Source organism: Erythrobacter sp. S57(2025) (assembly GCF_057365055.1).
Genome location: NZ_CP200299.1, coordinates 2,664,765 through 2,680,074, shown reverse-complemented (window position 1 = coordinate 2,680,074; position 15,310 = coordinate 2,664,765). Strand labels below are relative to the sequence as shown.

The following is a 15,310-nucleotide window of genomic DNA, read 5'->3' as shown; positions in this document are numbered from 1 at the left end:
CAAGGAAAATCGCGAGGAACGCCGTGGCGCTGAAGAGTAAGGAATACCGCAAACTCTTGGAACCCATGACTGAGGAGCTGGTCGGCATGGCGCGCTGGGCGCGTACCACTGGCGCGCGGATTGTGGTGATTTTCGAGGGGCGCGATACGGCGGGCAAGGGCGGCGCGATCCGAGCGGTGCGCGATAAGCTGAACCCGCGCCAATGCCGCACTGTGGCCCTTTCCAAGCCGAGCGAGGATGAGCAAACGCAATGGTATTTCCAGCGTTACGTCTCGCACTTGCCGCATGCTGGCGAGATCGTGCTGTTCGACCGCAGCTGGTATAATCGCGCGGGCGTTGAGCGGGTAATGGGCTATTGCAGCGAGGAGCAGGCCGAGGCGTTCTTGGAAGCGGCCCCGGTGTTTGAAAAGCAGCTGACTGATGACGGTATCCTGCTGTTCAAATACTGGCTCACCACAGATCAGGCCAATCAGGAAGAGCGGCTGCGCGAGCGTCTCGATGATCCCCTCAAGCGCTGGAAATTATCGCCGGTCGATCTGGCCGCGCGCGACAAATTTGATGATTACACCAGGGCGCGCGAAGCGATGCTGGAGGCGACGCATACAAACAATGCGCCGTGGACCTTGGTCGATTTCAATGATCAAAAACGCGGGCGGCTGACGCTGATCCGTGACCTGCTGGATCGCCTGCCGGATACGCATGTGGAGCCCCAGGAGATTGAGTTTCCGGAATTTGATGGCGATCTGAAAGCTGAGAGCTATTCGGTCCTGAAGCCGCTCAAAGACTTTCCGGTCGACTGAACTTGCGCTGACGCCTTTGTTATTTGCCGGCCATCATCGGCAAAGGCACCCAGTTCATAGCCGTCTTCACCTTTGCGCATCACAAGATGCAAGGGCTCACCAGCGATTGCAGGCGAAACCCCGCGAAAGCTGAAATGCCTCAGCGCGTTGTCGCCCAATTCGCGCGCGGCGAGTTGAAGCAGCAGGCTTGCGGTGAGCGGACCGTGCACAACCAGCCCTCGATACCGCTCCACCTCATTTGCATAGGGCGCGTCATAGTGAATGCGGTGGGTGTTGAAAGTCAGCGCAGAGTACCGAAACAAGAGGCGCGGATCGGGCACGAGCGAGTGATGCGCGTCCCATTCGGAGAACTCCAGCGCCCCTGCGCCAAGCGGTGGCGGCGAAAGCGGCGCATCGCTACTGGCGGCTTCGCGATAGACCAAGGTCTGTGTTTCCAGCACGGACAGCGTGCCATTGGCATGCGTTTCATGCTCGACATTGACGAAGGCAAGCTTGCCGCTGCCGCCCTCTTTCTCGCTGATCGAGGCGATGCGGCTAGTTCGCTCAATCACCGCGCCTGAGGTGATGGGCACGCGGAACTCAATAGCGCTTGAGGCCCACATCCGGCGCGGCATCGGAAATGGGGGGAGGAAGCTTTTGTCGCTTTCATCGCGGACCGGGTGGCCATCGTCGCCCAAAGCAATCGTTGCTGCTTCAGGAGTGCAAAGGGCGAAATGGATACCTTGAGGAAGCGGATTGCCCTCAGGCAGATCAAACGTCGCCAACCAACGCGAGGCCAGCCCCTCATCGAGCCTGTCTGTGCGCCGCTCTTCGCGCCCTATCCAAGCCTCATAGGTCATGCAGCACGTTCAAACACGGCGGCGATGCCCTGACCACCACCGATGCACATTGTCTCCAAGGCGAAGCGAGCCTCGCGTCGGTGCATTTCGGCGGCCATATCAGCTAGGATACGCCCGCCGGTCGCGCCAATCGGATGGCCAAGCGAGATGCCCGAACCGTTGACGTTTAGGATATCGCGGCGGCTGTCATCTGCGCTCCACCCCCAACCTTTGAGCACCGCCAGCACTTGCGGAGCGAAGGCTTCGTTGAGTTCGACAAGGTCGATGTCGCCCCAAGAGTAACCGCGCCGCTCAAACAGTCTCTCCACCGCTGGCACCGGTCCGATGCCCATGCGCGATGGATCACAACCCGCCGCTGCCCATCCACCGAACCAGAGCGACGGCGTCAGGCCCAGCTCCTCCAGCTTGTCCTCGGCCACTACCAGACAGGCCGCTGCTGCATCGTTTTGCTGGCTGGCATTACCGGCGGTGACGATGGCGTCCGGATCGCGCTTTCCATCAATTGCGCGTAATTTCCCGAGGCTCTCCATCGAAGCATCCGCGCGGTAGCCCTCGTCGCGTTCGAATGCGACTGGATCGCCGCGCTTTTGTGGCACTTCGATGGGAACCAAGTGATCGTTAAACTTGCCTTGCTCCCATGCAGCGGCTGCGTTCTGGTGGGAGCGCACTGCATAGGCATCCGCTTCTTCGCGCGTGATCTCGTAGTCCTTGGCGAGGTTTTCGGCTGTCTCGATCATGCCAGTGATAATGCCAAAGCGCTCAATCGGCTGGCTCATTAGGCGTCCGCGCGACAGGCGATCGTGCAAAGTAATATCGCCCATCCGCGCGCCCCCGCGCCCTTGGAGTGTGTAGTGTTCTACGTTCGACATGCTTTCGCACCCGCCCGCAACCACCACATCCGCCATGCCGGTTTCGACCATCATCGCCGCATTAGCGACCGCTTGCAGACCAGAACCACAACGGCGATCAAGCTGGTATCCGGGCACTTCAAGCGGCAGTCCTGCCGCGAGCCATGACCAGTGTCCGATCGCAGGCGCTTCTGCATTGCCATAGCCTTGGGAGAATACGACATCATCGACACGCTCGGGATCAACGCCGCTTCGCTCGACCAGAGCTTTCAAGATAATCGCACCCAATTCGCCCGCATTCAGGCTGGATAGACCGCCAAGAAATTTGCCGACGGGTGTGCGCAAGGGCGAAACAATGGCTGCTCTTCTGGTCATTAGCGGTTCCCGTAATTTGCGTTTTCGTCGGAGAGAGCGACAGTGCCTGCGTCGATAAGCTTGGCGATGGCACCTGATGACAGGCCGAGCCTTTCCGACAGGACCTCTTCTGAATGTTGCCCAAGAAACGGTGCAGGCGCGGGGTCACCAGCGACCTGCGCTGGGATGTTCGCAAAGCTGCGCGTCGCAGGATATTCAAATCCGGATGGATTAGCTGGCGAAGGACCAAACAGCGGATTGTCTTCCACCAACACAGGATCTTGCGAGGCCTGATAGTGCGAGCGATACTTCTCGAACGTGCATCCTTCGGCTGCCATTCGGCCTGAGAGCGTTGCATAATCGTAGGTTTCTGCAGCAGCTTGGAACAGATCGCATAGTCGGTGCCTGTTTTCGAAACGGGGCCTATCGCCCGCGCTGAAATCGACGCCCAGCTCTTGCTCCAATGCAGCGATACCCTCAGCAACGTCGAACGCGCTGACCAGACCCGTCCACTGTTTTTGAGTGAGCGCGGCGACCATAAAGCGGGTGCCGTCCTTAGTTTGAAAGTCGCGACCAAAGGCTCCCCATATCGCGTTGCCCATCCGCTCTCGATCGCCGCCGCGATAGAGCATCTCAGCCATCGTGCCAGAGTTTGCCATGGTGCCAATCGCAACATCACCCAAAGGCACGCGCAATTCCGCTCCATTGCCAGTGGCCGAGCGGTTATGGATCGCGGTCATCAACGCAAAGGCGGTGTAGGCACCGGTGATGAAATCCCAAGCAGGCAGAGGCTGGCTTACAGGAGGAGCAGATTCTGGATCCCATTCCTCTGGGCCTGTCATCAAAGGGTATCCGGCGGCGGCATTGACTGTGAAATCCATCGCCTGACGTCCATCGTGCCACCCCATGATCCGCACGCTGATCATATCATCGCGCCCCATGGTCTGCTTTCTTTGAGCCTGCATTGCCGCATGGCTCATGAAACTTTTCTCGGGCAGGTTGGTAATGCACTGCCCTGTTCTTGCTGCTAGCTCGACGCAAAGCTCACGCCCCTCGCCAGAGCGCAGATCGAGTGCGACCGACTTCTTTGCGCGGTTGAGGTTCTCCCAGCTGAGCGATCGGCCCTCTTTGGTCAGCATGTAGCGATCATAATCAAGCCCGCCCGCTTTGTGATCGACGCGAATGACTTCTGCGCCCATTTGCGCACAGTAGAGGCCCGCCGTGGGTGATGCGACGAAGCTGGAGACCTCGATGATCGAGAGGTCATTGAGTAATTGATACATTTCTTGTCCTGTCGGGTGGCTAGGGCCTGAGCGTTAGCGTGCCTCAACCATTAAGCGCTTCCCATTCGCGCAGCATGTGCTTGGCGATCTGGAGCTGGAGAATTTGTGTCGTGCCTTCGTAAATGCGGTAGATGCGTGCATCGCGGTAAAAGCGCTCGGCGTCATATTCCGCCAAGTAACCCGCGCCGCCATAGATCTGCACAACACGGTCAACCACGCGGCCACACATCTCGCTGGCGAAAACCTTGAACGCGGCGGCTTTGACGAGGATGTTTTCGCCCCGGTCGGCGCGCGCTGTGACATCGCGCATCATGCATTCAGCGGCATAAATCTCGGTTTCGCTGTCAGCCAGCATGGCTTGGATCAGTTGGAAGCGCGCAATGGGTTCGCCAAAGGCCTTGCGCTCATTGGCGTAACGGATCGCGCTATCGAGCGCGCGGCGGGCATAGGCGGTTGCGGCTGCGCCCACGGAAATACGGCCATTGTCGAGGCTCTGCATTGCAAAGCGGAAACCCCGGCCGGTCTCTCCACCCAGCAGCGCATCGCCCGGCACTTTCACATCGTCGAGCATAATGTCTGAGATGTGGCTGCCTGATTGCCCCATCTTCTTGTCCGGCGATCCGGTCGAAACTCCCGGTGTATCCATCGGTACAAGGAATGCGCTGACATGTGCGTTCTTGGGCAAAGCTTCTTTTTCGGTGCGCGCCATGATCAGGGCAAAATCAGCATGGGGCGCGTTGGTGATGTAGCGTTTGGTGCCATTGAGTACCCAGCCATTGCCATCCGGATCGGGTGTCGCGGTGGTTTGCATCGCGGCGCTGTCACTGCCCGAACCCGGTTCTGTCAGGCCAAAACACGCAATCTTTCCTTCGACCAATTGCGGGTAATAATGCGCGCGTTGTTCTTCGGTTGCGCCGTTTTTGAGCGCGCTTGAGAACATACCGATATTGATTGAGAAAATGGAACGATAGGCGGGCGCGGCATAGCTCATCATATTCACGACGCGCGCATATTGCGTCATGTTGAGACCAGCGCCGCCATATTCTTCCGGCACGGAGATGCCGAAAAGGCCCATTTCGCGCATTTCTGCGATGATTTCTGGCGGGACAGCATCGTTTTCGATCAGGTCGGCTTCGGCAGGGATCAGTCGCTCGCGGACATAGCGCTCTAGCTGCTCTGCAAATTGTTCGAAGGTTTCTGCATCCATCCCCGGATTGCCAACAATGGCGGTTTGCGCGTTCATTCTTGCGGCTCCTCTTGTGCGGCCACTTCTTCTTGCCCTGTTGGAGGTAAAGTTCCCTCTGGCAGGCGGCGTTCTTCAAGCATTTCGGCTGCTTCTTCGAGCGCCTGTGCTTCGCCTTCGCTAACAGCGCCGGGCGCACGGCCCGATCCGCTGTCACACCCCGCTAGTGCGAGCGTGAATAGCGCGATGGCGGGAAAAGCCGCGCGTTCAATCATTCCGACGCCTCAGAGGCGGCAGCGGCTTCCTGTGCCACACTCTCAGCCGCCTCTGCCGTTTCTTCATCGACTTCTGGTGCAGGGCCGCTCGCCTCTGGATCAGCGACAGGCTCATCCATAATCGGCTCAAGCGCTTCTTGCGCGGGCATTTCAACCGATACCGGCTCCGCTTCCAACGAGCGATCATCGCTGTCCGAGCATGCACCAAGCGTTAGCAGCGCAGCGCTGGCCAAAGCTGTTGCGGCGAAATTCCTCATTCGTCTCTCCTCTTTGCAAGTGAAGGTGTAGCGGTCGGAGGCCCGTTAAGCCAAGCGCGAATTGATGGATCGAAACGGCACACTGCACGCAATCCACGAGGCGAAGCAAACCGACTTGCGGTATGCCCCTCGATATGGTTCAGCTTCCTTCACATGCTCGCCGCGCAAAGGTTTTGCGCATTGCCAATTCGCTTGATTGGGTATGCATGGCGCTTATCCTCGCGCTGGCAGCGTTTATTCTGCCGGTCACGTCGGCCAAAGCGCAAAGCGCAGCGCCTTTCACGATTAAGGAAAGCGGACGCGGCTATGGCACTTTGCAAGCCGCTGTGAACGCGATTGGCGATCAGCGCGGCACGATTGAAATCGCACCGGGCACCTACGCCCAATGCGCCGTCCAAACCGCAGGCGTAGTTGTCTATGTTGCGCGCGAATACGGCACGGTGACATTCGATCGCACAACCTGTGAAGGCAAAGCGGCTCTGGTGCTGCGCGGGCTGGGGGCAGAAGTGCGCGGGATCACCTTCACCAATATGAATGTGCGTGATGGCAATGGCGCTGGCATCCGGCTCGAAAAGGGAGCGCTCAACATCGCATATTCGCGCTTTGCCAACAGCCAGCAGGGCATCCTTACTGCGAATGATCCAAACGGTCGCATCTATATCATGCGCTCAACATTCACGGGGCTTGGAACATGCGAGAATTCGGCCGGCTGCGCGCATTCGCTCTATATCGGCAATTACGGCGAGCTAACCGTACGTGATAGCCGGTTTGAGCGCGGTCGCGGCGGGCATTATGTAAAGGCGCGCGCGGCCAATGTCGTAATCGAGAACAACAGCTTTGACGACGCGCAAGGCAGCGAAACCAATTACATGATCGACCTGCCCGCAGGCAGTCGCGGAAGCATCGCAGGCAATTGGTTTGTGCAAGGGCGCAACAAACAAAATTACTCTGCCTTTATCGCTCTGGGCGCAGAGACAGTGCTGCATTCATCCGATGGGCTAAGCGTGCGCGGCAATGAAGCTCGCTTTGTACCTGGCTTGCAACGATCAAGCGTGTTTCTGGCCGACTGGACAGGCTCGCGCGTTGATCTGACCGGCAACAATCTGGCGCGCGGTCTTACGGATTACGAGCGGCGTTAAGCCTCAGTGGGTGTGAACCCGCGCGCAAAGGCGACTTCACCGCTGGGCATTTCGCCATCCAGCAGCAGGGCTTGGAAAAACTCCGGCGGGCCGCCAGCATAGGTCAGCTGGGGCACATGCTCAAAGCCAAAGCGCGGGTAGTAGACATTGCTGCCTAGCAGCACGATGCCCTTTGCCCCTTGAGCGCGCATATCCGCGATTCCGCGTTTGATCAGTGCGCCGCCAATGCCGCGTTGTTGCAGTTCGGGCCAAACCGATACTGGGCCCAGACCAAACCAACCTTGCGCTCCGTCTGAGATTGTGACGGGTGAAAAGGCAATATGACCGACAATGCGGGTTTCATCCTCGGCCACCAGCGACAATGTCAGATCACCGTCGGCGCGCACGCGGTCAATCACGTGCTGCTCGTCGCCATCGCTGAAGGGCATCGGCTCAAAAGCCGTCTTAGTCAGCGCAAAAATTGTCTCTTTGTCGGCCGGTGCCTCGGGCCGGATCGTCACGGGGATTTCTGGGCCCTTCATTTGAGCAAATGTCCCGATCGGTCGCGCTTGGTCGCAAGATAGCGTGCGTTGTACGGATTGTCGGGCAGCTGGTGCTGAACCCGTTTGGTCACGGTGATGCCTTCGGCTTGGAGCACGTCGACCTTTTTGGGATTGTTCGTGAGCAATCGGATTTGCCGCGCTCCGATCAGCTCCAGCATGCGCGCCGCAACTGGAAAATCGCGCGCCTCATCAGGTAGGCCAAGGCGCTGGTTGGCATCGACCGTATCAAAGCCTTCATCCTGCAAACGATAGGCGCGCAGTTTGTTGATGAGCCCGATCCCGCGCCCTTCCTGCCGCATATAGAGCAGCGCGCCCCAACCGCCGGTTTTGGCAGAGTGCTCTGCCATCGCGTGCAAGGCTGCATCCAATTGTGGGCCGCAATCGCATTTTAGGCTGCCCAAAATGTCGCCCGTCAAACATTCAGAATGCACCCGGACCAGAGGCTGCGTATCGCCGCATTGATCGCCAATGATCAGCGCCACATGTTCGCGTGTGTCAGCGGTGGAGCGGAAGGCGATAATCTCGGCCTCTTCGCTTGCGCTCACAGGGAGTTTTGCGCGTGTAACAATCCGCAATGCGCCTGTGTCCTGGTAGGCGGCAAGGTCACTTGCGAGCAGCTGGTGCGCTTCGCCAGCGTAATTTGGATCCACCATGAAGGCAGGCAATATCCCTGCAATCCGCGCCAGCTCCATTGCGGCCAATGCGACTTCTTCCCACTCCAGTTTCTCCGCGCGAAATGGTCCCTTGAGCGGGTTGCGCAGGTCAAGTGCGGGGTCCGCGATTGGGATTGCCTGAGCCATATCAAACGGCTCACCGCCACGGATCAAAACCGGGGCGTGCGGGACAGCGGCATCGCGCTGATTGGTCAGCTTAAGCGTTGCCGCGCGTGCGGCAGAAATCAGCATGTGAGCAGAGCTGGCCGTGGTCGCTATCGCGGTTTCAACGGGCAGCAGAGTTGGACCGCCTTCGAATGCCAACGGCCAGCCATGGCGCAGCGCGTCCACCGCTTGCGCTGCGCGTCTTGAAGGAGAAGGCGACGCGTCGCTCAAATATCAAACTCGGTGATTAGCGGGATGTGGTCCGATGGCTTTTCCCAGCTGCGCGCATCTTCCAGAATACGGTGCCCGCTTGCTTTGCTCGCGAGATCTGGAGAGGCCCACATATGATCAAGCCTGCGCCCGCGATCATTCTTGCGCCAATCGGGAGAGCGATAGGACCACCAGCTGAAATACCGCTCTGGATCGGTGATAAATTCGCGTCCCAGATCCACCCAGCCATGCGCCTCCTGAAAGCGTCCGAGCGTTTCCACTTCCAATGGGGTGTGGCTGACGACTTTCAGCAATTGCTTGTGGCTCCAAACATCGCTTTCTAGCGGGGCAATATTGAAATCACCCACGATCAAAGTCGGCTTGTCGAGCGCATCGGCCCAGTCGGTCATGCGCGCCAGAAAATCGAGCTTTTGGCCGAATTTCGTGTTCACTTCGCGGTCTGGCACATCGCCACCGGCAGGCACGTAGACATTGTCGACGAATACATCTTTGCCAATGACCTCAACCCCGACATGGCGCGCTTCGCCATTGGCTTGCCAGTCGTGGCGTGTGACCTCGCGAATGGGCACGCGGCTTACCGTCGCGACGCCGTGATACCCTTTTTGCCCATGCACGGCCTGATGCTCATACCCCATATCGGCGAGCGCTTGTGCGGGAAACTTGTCCTCCTCGCACTTGATCTCTTGCAAGCAGAGGATGTCGGGCGCGTGCTCGGTCAGATATTTCTCGACAATCGGCAGGCGCAGGCGAACCGAATTGATGTTCCAGGTGGCTACAGAAATCATGGCAGCGGATTTAGGGATAAGCGCAATAAAACGCCACCTTTCACTTTCGCGTCATGCAGCAAAGCGATAGCAAGCGAGGCAACACGTATTCGGAGAACCAAAATGCGCCTGCTTTCCGCAACCATTCTAGCCAGCACCGCCCTTTCGCTGGGCGCCTGTCAGTCCACAGTGAACTATTACGGTGAGCAGGGCGCGGCCACCCAAAGCGCTTCATCGCTGGCAGCCGCAGAGGAGCCGCGCGCCAAAAACGTTATCCTATTCATCGGCGATGGCATGGGCATCTCGACGATCACAGCCGCCCGCATTTACGAGGCGCAAAAACGCGGTGAGAGCGGTGAAGAAAACACCCTCTCGTTTGAAAACTTCGAAAATGTTGCGTTGGTCAAGACATACAATGTCAACGCGCAGGTGCCTGACAGTGCGGGCACAGCGACCGCGATGCATTCGGGCGAAAAGACCAATATTGGATTTTTGGGAGTGAGCGCGGAGGGACGCCGCGGATCGTGTGCAGATACGCTTGCCCACCCATTGCCCTTGCTTGGCGAAGAGGTGAAACGGCGCGGGCTCGCGCTTGGCATTGTTTCGACAGCGCGGATCACCCATGCAACCCCGGCCAGCGTCTATGCGCGCTCCTCAGACCGCAATTGGGAAAGTCATGTTGTCACTGAAGACGGCGATGATGCCAGCGCTTGTCAAGATATCGCAACGCAATTGATAGCGGCGGATTGGGACTTGGCCCTGGGTGGCGGCTCGCGGTCATTTTATGGCAAGTCGGATGGTGGCAGACGCATGGAAGAGCGCGCCGATCTGCCTGCAGGATGGGTCGCGCGCACCGGAGGCACCTTCGTCACCACTGCCGCAGAACTCGAAGCGGCTCCGACCGACCGCCCGGTGTTCGGCCTCTTTTCATCGAGCCACATGACTTACATGGCGGAGCGTCAGGCTGAAGGCGCTGAGGAAAGCACTGAGCCGACGCTGACCGAGATGACCGGACAGGCGATCTCACGACTTTCTAACGACCCGGATGGCTTTTACCTGATGGTGGAATTGGGTCGTATTGACCACGGGCACCATGCCGGGCGCGCTGGCGTCGCCTTGGAGGAAACGGTCGAGTTCGCCCGCGCGATCCAATACGCGATCGACAACACCGATCCGGCCGAAACGCTCATCATGGTCACAGCCGATCACAGCCATGTCTTCACCATTGCGGGCTACCCGCGGCGCGGAAACGACATTCTCGGGCTGGTCGTCCCGCCAAGCGGCGATATCTCCAACACTGAAGAGCCCACACCTGCCAACGATGGAAGGCCCTACACAACCTTGGGCTATGCCAATGGTCCCGGCGCTATCGCCGGCCTAGACCCCCGGCCGCATCCCGAAACGGGCATTGCCGCGCAGCAACAATCAGCCATTCCACTTGGCTCAGAAACTCATGCAGGCGAGGATGTCGCGCTCTACGCGCAAGGCCCCGGGAGCCACCGCGTGCGCGGCGTGATCGAACAGAATCTGATCTACGACTTTATTCGGAGTGCGTTCGGCTGGGAGTGAAGTGGGAGGCCATTGGCTGTGCTCAGCCGTGTAAGCAGCCGCAAGCCGGGTGCCAGCGATCGGGGCCCTAGGCCGCGTGTGCGCAAATACAAAGAAACCCCAGTGCCGGGGGCGGTGGCACTGGGGCTTCGGTGTTAGCGTTCGTCACGCTTGTGCAAGACAAGTTCGATTTGTTGAGAAGGGCAACAGGGGGGAAACCCTTCTTCTCACTTGCCTTGTTGAGAATAATTAGCGGCTTTCAGCTTTCGTGTATATGAACATCCACCTAGTTTTGTCGCATACGTACAACTTCTGAGGGTCGAACCGTTTACCTCGGTCGACGAGAGGATCGGCGCGGGTCGCGGAACCTGAATGTGCTGTCCGGAACCGACACTCCATAACGGTGATTCGTCAGGCGAACGGTGGTCCGGTGATTCTGTGCATCAACCGCAACCCAGTTCATCAACTGCATCCCGCCCGGCGCATTTGAGTTGCGCGCAAAGTTCATAACGATGCGGCCAAATTCGGGCTTGTTTGGATCACGCACATCCACACTGATCACATCGGGCGAACCCGTTGGGATCAATGTGCCAAATTGCGAAACATCGCGATCAGGATCGAGCAATGCGCCAAGCGGCGAATTGCGGATCGGCCAACGCTCAACCTGGTTGACCTCGTAATCGATCATGTAAAGCGAGCGCCCGTTTGAAACGACCAGCAAATCAGCGTCGCGGCCATAGTCAAAGCGAATCTTGCCAGGGCGTTTTAGCGTCATTGTCCCGCGCGCTTGATTGCCAGCACGGTCTGTTTGCGTGAAATCGGCGCGCATGGTCGAAATGCCGCGCAAGGCGGTGACGGCGCGCTCCAGGCTGGCAGAGCTAGATTGCGCAGCCACAGGGGTCGCAAAGGGCGCTGCCCCGCTACCAAGCGAAAAGCCAAGCGCGAGCGTGCCTGCACCGGTAACGGCGAGAGCGCTGCGACGGAAGAATTGCTTTATGTCCATAGTCGCCCAGCTAGCGTGTGAGCGTTGAACTGTCGATGAATTGTAAAGGCCGGGCGCATTCATCGCCCAAACGCCAGATCTTACTTGATCTTGGCTTCTTTGAATTCAACGTGCTTTTTTGCGACCGGATCGTACTTACGAAACACCATTTTTTCGGTGGTGTTGCGCGGATTCTTTTTGGTCGTGTAATAAAAGCCCGTGCCCTCGGTCGAGACGAGCTTAATCTTGACGGTTGCGGGCTTCGCCATGGCGGTATCCTACAGTTCGGGTAAGGCCGCCAGAAACGCTGGACAGCCTGTAAAACAAAGGGCGACGCAAGCGTGCGCCGCCTCACAGACCGGCGCCAATGTCCGATTCCCCTGTGAAAGTCAAGCAGAGTCGAGCCTTCGAAGCCTACCAATCTGAGCTATTGGGCTTGCCGCGATTGGCCTTTACCATCCCGCGCGCTTTCTTGGATTTGAGCCGTTGCGTCTTGCCGACCCGGTTGATCCGTGTTTTGGCGCGCTTTTTGGGGCGTTCGTGGGCCGCTTTCAGGATATCTTCCAGCTTCGAGCGCGCCGCCTGACGGTTGGCTTCTTGCGTGCGGTGTTGGCGCGCCGTGATCAGCAAATCGCCTGCGGTGGTCAGTTTTGAGCCGGCCAGTTCACGCAGCCTTGCAAACACAGGTGGGGGTAGACGCAGTGCATAAATACTGACGCGCAGCTGCACTTCGGTTGCGACCTTGTTGGCGTTCTGGCCGCCGGGGCCAGAGCCAGCGAGGAAGCTTTCCTCGGCCAACGCATGGGCGCGGTTAAGTAGCGTCGGTTCCATCGCCCAATTCCGGTACATCAGGCGCGGCAAGGCCAGCGCGCACAAAATCCTCTGGGAAAGGTGAGTGTGCGGTGATTGTGGGCTTGCCATCGCGCGCGACCGTGATTGTCTCGGCATGCAGCATGGTACGCGGCGCGCCCTTATTCTGCCCGCGAACAGGGCCATAGACCGGATCACCCAGAAGCGGTGCGCCCAGTCCTTGCAAAGCGTGGACCCGCAATTGGTGTGTGCGGCCTGTGGTCGGGCGGAAGCGGATGAGCGAGCGGCGTTTGTCGCCCTCACCAATCGTTTCCAGCAGCTCCCAATGCGACACGGCAGGTTTGCCCTTTTTCGCCGCGATCATGCGCCAGCCTTTTTCGGCGGAGCTGATTTTGGACAGCGACAATTCAATCGTGCCTGAAGGCTCGCTGGGTTCAAAATCGATGATCGCGAGATAGGTCTTGCCGACCAGCCGATCTTCAAACGCCCTGTTAAACCGTTTCAAAGCTTTGGGATTGCGCGCCATCAAAAGGCAGCCGCTTGTGTCTGTATCAAGCCGGTGAACTGCGACCGGAGGGCGCTGAAAGCCGAGCTTCAATTGCTCGATATGGTCCCACAAAGCAGGGCCGCCGCGTTTGGGGCGGTCAACCGGCAGACCTGCGGGCTTATCAATGACAAGCGCTTCGCCGTCTTCGTAGAGGATGGGTATGTTCATGTGTGTGTACCGGGAGCTGAAGCTGCCCGCTTTCTCAAATCAGTTTCGCGGCAAAGAGGCCACGCACCGCGTTGCCCAAATGGAAGCCGTCAGCGAGATCATCAAGGGTGAGCTCAGCCTCGCGAGCTTGGCCCTTCTCGATCAAATACTCGCGCAGGATACCCGGCAATAGGCCGAGCGATGAAGGAGGTGTGAGCAATAGACCATCGCGCTCAACAAAGATATTGGTGAAGCTGCCCTCTGTTACCAGTCCGTCTTCCCTCACCAGAATGGCCTCTTTCCCGCCCAAACTTTGCGCAGCGGACAGCGCCTCTTCGTAAAACCCACGATCAGATGTCTTGTGCGAAAGCCGCCAATCCGATGGATCAAGCGGATTTGGAAGAGCAATCACGGGGATATCGCTTTCGAACGGTGTGGGCAGAGGCCCTGTTTCCAATGCAATTGCTCCGCTTCGCGCAGTAAGCAGACGCAACTTTGCGGGCTCTTCCAAATCAAAACACAACGCTTGGATCTGATTGCGCGCGGCATGGCGATCAAACTCAAAACCCAAAGCCTTGGCGCTGTTTTTCATGCGCGCCAGATGCAGCTCCAACATGCCAATCCCGGTTTCAGGATCGAAGGCCATAGTCTCGATCAGGTCAAAAGCGGGAGCTGTGTGATCGGGGGAAGATGCGCGCGCAAAGCCGGCTTTCACTTCGCATTCGCGGCGTTCAGACATCGCTTCGCTGTCGGCCACAATCGCAGAGCCTACGCCCAGCACTGCGCTGCCTTGTCCGTTCTCAATCGGGGTCAGGCGCAGTGTCCGAATGGCGACGTTAAAGGCAGCATTTCCGTCTGCTCCGATCCTGCCGATGGCGCCGCAATAGGGGCCGCGCGCATCGCGCTCGACATCGCTGATCAGCTCCATCGCGCGGATTTTCGGCGCGCCCGTGATCGAACCGCAGGGGAAGATCGCATGGACCAAATCCATTGCGCCTTTGCCCGGCGCAAGCTCAGCGCGCACGCTGGAGACCATCTGGTGAACGGTTGGATAGCTTTCCACGGCAAAAGGCGCGTCGACCCGCACGCTGCCTGGCACCGCTACACGGCTCAGATCATTGCGCATCAAATCAACGATCATCAGGTTTTCGGCCTTGTCCTTGACCGAAGTCGCCAGCTCTTTTGCCAAAGCCGCATCTTGCGCGGGATCATCGCTGCGCGGACGCGTGCCTTTCATCGGCTTCACCTTGGCCTGAGACTTATCGAGCGACACGAACAATTCGGGCGAAAAGCTTAAAAGCCAATGCGAGCCGTCAAACACCGCGCCGCCATAGCCTGCGCTCGCGGCCGCTCTCAATTGCGCGTATAGCGCCAGTGGATCGCCGCGATAGGATCCTGCAAGCGGATAGGTGAGGTTCGCTTGGTAGATGTCACCTGCATGGATCGCCTCACGCAAAGTCTCAAACGCGGCCTCATATCCGCCCGGTGAAAGTTGCGGTTCGAGCGGGCCGAGGCTGGCCGTGCCCTCAGAGCGTGCTGCCAGCCAAGCGGGCATATCAGCTGCCGCAATTCGCTCAGGCGGATCAAACAGGCCCAGCCACACGAGCGGTCCGCCAGCCCCGACAGTCGCATCGGCAAGGGGAGCAAGTCTTGGCTCAAGCGCAAGGCCCGCTTCGTATGCGATATATCCTGCCAGCTCGCCGCGGCCTGCGCGCGCTTTATCTGCGCTTTCAAGAACACCTTCGACCTCATTGGCGTGGGTCGCGACAAACACTTCGCGCGGCTCTGAATAAAGCAGCGCATCCGCCGCTCCGCCTTCCGGCGCGCGGGCATCGTCGAGCAATACAAATCTCTGAGGTGCGTCCGCCTGACCCATGCCGAAAGCCTTAGCCCATCCTGCGGCCAAGTCGATACGATTATGTCGAGAGCTTGACCGCCCCGCT

The 15,310-nt window shown here is 58.8% G+C and carries 17 protein-coding genes; 3 read left to right on the top strand and 14 right to left on the bottom strand.

All coding sequences use genetic code 11. The features are described 5' to 3' along the window. Positions 1 to 65: 65 nt before the first annotated feature. The gene (ppk2, locus tag AC0V6N_RS12805) at positions 66 to 800 is read left to right on the top strand and encodes a polyphosphate kinase 2 (protein ID WP_486172489.1); all 735 of its coding nucleotides are present in this window, start codon (positions 66 to 68) and stop codon (positions 798 to 800) included. Here the strand turns inward: ppk2 and AC0V6N_RS12800 are convergent. From AC0V6N_RS12800 to AC0V6N_RS12775, 6 genes are read right to left on the bottom strand one after another with little or no spacing between them, the layout of a single operon-like run. Continuing rightward, the gene (locus AC0V6N_RS12800) at positions 758 to 1,639 is read right to left on the bottom strand and encodes an HTD2 family dehydratase (protein ID WP_486171931.1); all 882 of its coding nucleotides are present in this window, start codon (positions 1,637 to 1,639) and stop codon (positions 758 to 760) included. The two genes, ppk2 and AC0V6N_RS12800, sit on opposite strands and share 43 nt — an antisense overlap. Further along, positions 1,636 to 2,862, bottom strand: coding sequence for an acetyl-CoA C-acetyltransferase (locus AC0V6N_RS12795; protein ID WP_486171930.1), 1,227 nt, complete (start codon positions 2,860 to 2,862; stop codon positions 1,636 to 1,638). Before AC0V6N_RS12795 ends, AC0V6N_RS12800 begins: the two co-directional genes overlap by 4 nt. Further along, positions 2,862 to 4,124 carry a CoA transferase gene (locus AC0V6N_RS12790; RefSeq protein WP_486171929.1) on the bottom strand — a complete coding sequence of 421 codons (1,263 nt, stop codon included), beginning with the start codon at positions 4,122 to 4,124 and terminating at the stop codon, positions 2,862 to 2,864. The genes AC0V6N_RS12795 and AC0V6N_RS12790 overlap by 1 nt, the downstream gene beginning before the upstream one ends. 43 nt (positions 4,125 to 4,167) lie before the next feature. Then, a complete protein-coding gene (locus AC0V6N_RS12785; protein ID WP_486171928.1) occupies positions 4,168 to 5,367 on the bottom strand; it encodes an acyl-CoA dehydrogenase family protein in 1,200 nt (399 codons plus the stop codon). Next, positions 5,364 to 5,582 (bottom strand): hypothetical protein, encoded by a 219-nt coding sequence (locus AC0V6N_RS12780; protein WP_486171927.1) that lies wholly within the window; start codon positions 5,580 to 5,582, stop codon positions 5,364 to 5,366. The genes AC0V6N_RS12785 and AC0V6N_RS12780 overlap by 4 nt, the downstream gene beginning before the upstream one ends. Then, positions 5,579 to 5,839 carry a hypothetical protein gene (locus AC0V6N_RS12775; RefSeq protein WP_486171926.1) on the bottom strand — a complete coding sequence of 87 codons (261 nt, stop codon included), beginning with the start codon at positions 5,837 to 5,839 and terminating at the stop codon, positions 5,579 to 5,581. The genes AC0V6N_RS12780 and AC0V6N_RS12775 overlap by 4 nt, the downstream gene beginning before the upstream one ends. A 122-nt stretch (positions 5,840 to 5,961) precedes the next feature. Here AC0V6N_RS12775 and AC0V6N_RS12770 point away from each other — a divergent pair, with 122 nt between their 5' ends. Beyond that, entirely contained in the window at positions 5,962 to 6,978 is a 1,017-nt protein-coding gene (locus AC0V6N_RS12770; protein ID WP_486171925.1) for a right-handed parallel beta-helix repeat-containing protein, read from the top strand. Here AC0V6N_RS12770 and AC0V6N_RS12765 read toward each other — a convergent pair. Genes AC0V6N_RS12765 through xth form a run of 3 tightly spaced genes read right to left on the bottom strand, consistent with a single transcriptional unit; the run spans position 6,975 to position 9,354 of the window. Beyond that, positions 6,975 to 7,499 (bottom strand): GNAT family N-acetyltransferase, encoded by a 525-nt coding sequence (locus AC0V6N_RS12765; protein WP_486171924.1) that lies wholly within the window; start codon positions 7,497 to 7,499, stop codon positions 6,975 to 6,977. The two genes, AC0V6N_RS12770 and AC0V6N_RS12765, sit on opposite strands and share 4 nt — an antisense overlap. Then, positions 7,496 to 8,524: a GTP cyclohydrolase II gene (ribA, locus tag AC0V6N_RS12760; RefSeq protein WP_486171923.1), complete on the bottom strand. Its 1,029-nt coding sequence runs from the start codon at positions 8,522 to 8,524 to the stop codon at positions 7,496 to 7,498. The genes AC0V6N_RS12765 and ribA overlap by 4 nt, the downstream gene beginning before the upstream one ends. 41 nt (positions 8,525 to 8,565) lie before the next feature. Then, entirely contained in the window at positions 8,566 to 9,354 is a 789-nt protein-coding gene (xth, locus tag AC0V6N_RS12755; protein WP_486171922.1) for an exodeoxyribonuclease III, read from the bottom strand. A 102-nt stretch (positions 9,355 to 9,456) separates the two neighbouring features. Between xth and AC0V6N_RS12750 the strand changes: the two genes are divergently transcribed. Next, positions 9,457 to 10,902 carry an alkaline phosphatase gene (locus AC0V6N_RS12750; RefSeq protein WP_486171921.1) on the top strand — a complete coding sequence of 482 codons (1,446 nt, stop codon included), beginning with the start codon at positions 9,457 to 9,459 and terminating at the stop codon, positions 10,900 to 10,902. Positions 10,903 to 11,209: 307 nt separating this feature from the next. Here the strand turns inward: AC0V6N_RS12750 and AC0V6N_RS12745 are convergent, their stop codons facing one another. The 5 genes from AC0V6N_RS12745 to pabB all read right to left on the bottom strand — a co-directional run bounded on the left by AC0V6N_RS12745 (position 11,210) and on the right by pabB (position 15,243). Next, on the bottom strand, positions 11,210 to 11,884 hold the full coding sequence (locus AC0V6N_RS12745; protein WP_486172488.1) for a LolA family protein: 675 nt from the start codon (positions 11,882 to 11,884) through the stop codon (positions 11,210 to 11,212). Between the two features lie 80 nt (positions 11,885 to 11,964). Further along, entirely contained in the window at positions 11,965 to 12,132 is a 168-nt protein-coding gene (rpmG, locus tag AC0V6N_RS12740) for a 50S ribosomal protein L33 (RefSeq protein ID WP_298931553.1), read from the bottom strand. A gap of 145 nt (positions 12,133 to 12,277) precedes the next feature. Further along, a complete protein-coding gene (arfB, locus tag AC0V6N_RS12735; protein WP_486171920.1) occupies positions 12,278 to 12,694 on the bottom strand; it encodes an alternative ribosome rescue aminoacyl-tRNA hydrolase ArfB in 417 nt (138 codons plus the stop codon). Further along, entirely contained in the window at positions 12,675 to 13,388 is a 714-nt protein-coding gene (locus tag AC0V6N_RS12730) for an RluA family pseudouridine synthase (protein ID WP_486171919.1), read from the bottom strand. Before AC0V6N_RS12730 ends, arfB begins: the two co-directional genes overlap by 20 nt. Positions 13,389 to 13,422: 34 nt before the next feature. Further along, positions 13,423 to 15,243: an aminodeoxychorismate synthase component I gene (gene pabB / locus AC0V6N_RS12725; RefSeq protein WP_486171918.1), complete on the bottom strand. Its 1,821-nt coding sequence runs from the start codon at positions 15,241 to 15,243 to the stop codon at positions 13,423 to 13,425. Positions 15,244 to 15,310: the final 67 nt, after the last annotated feature.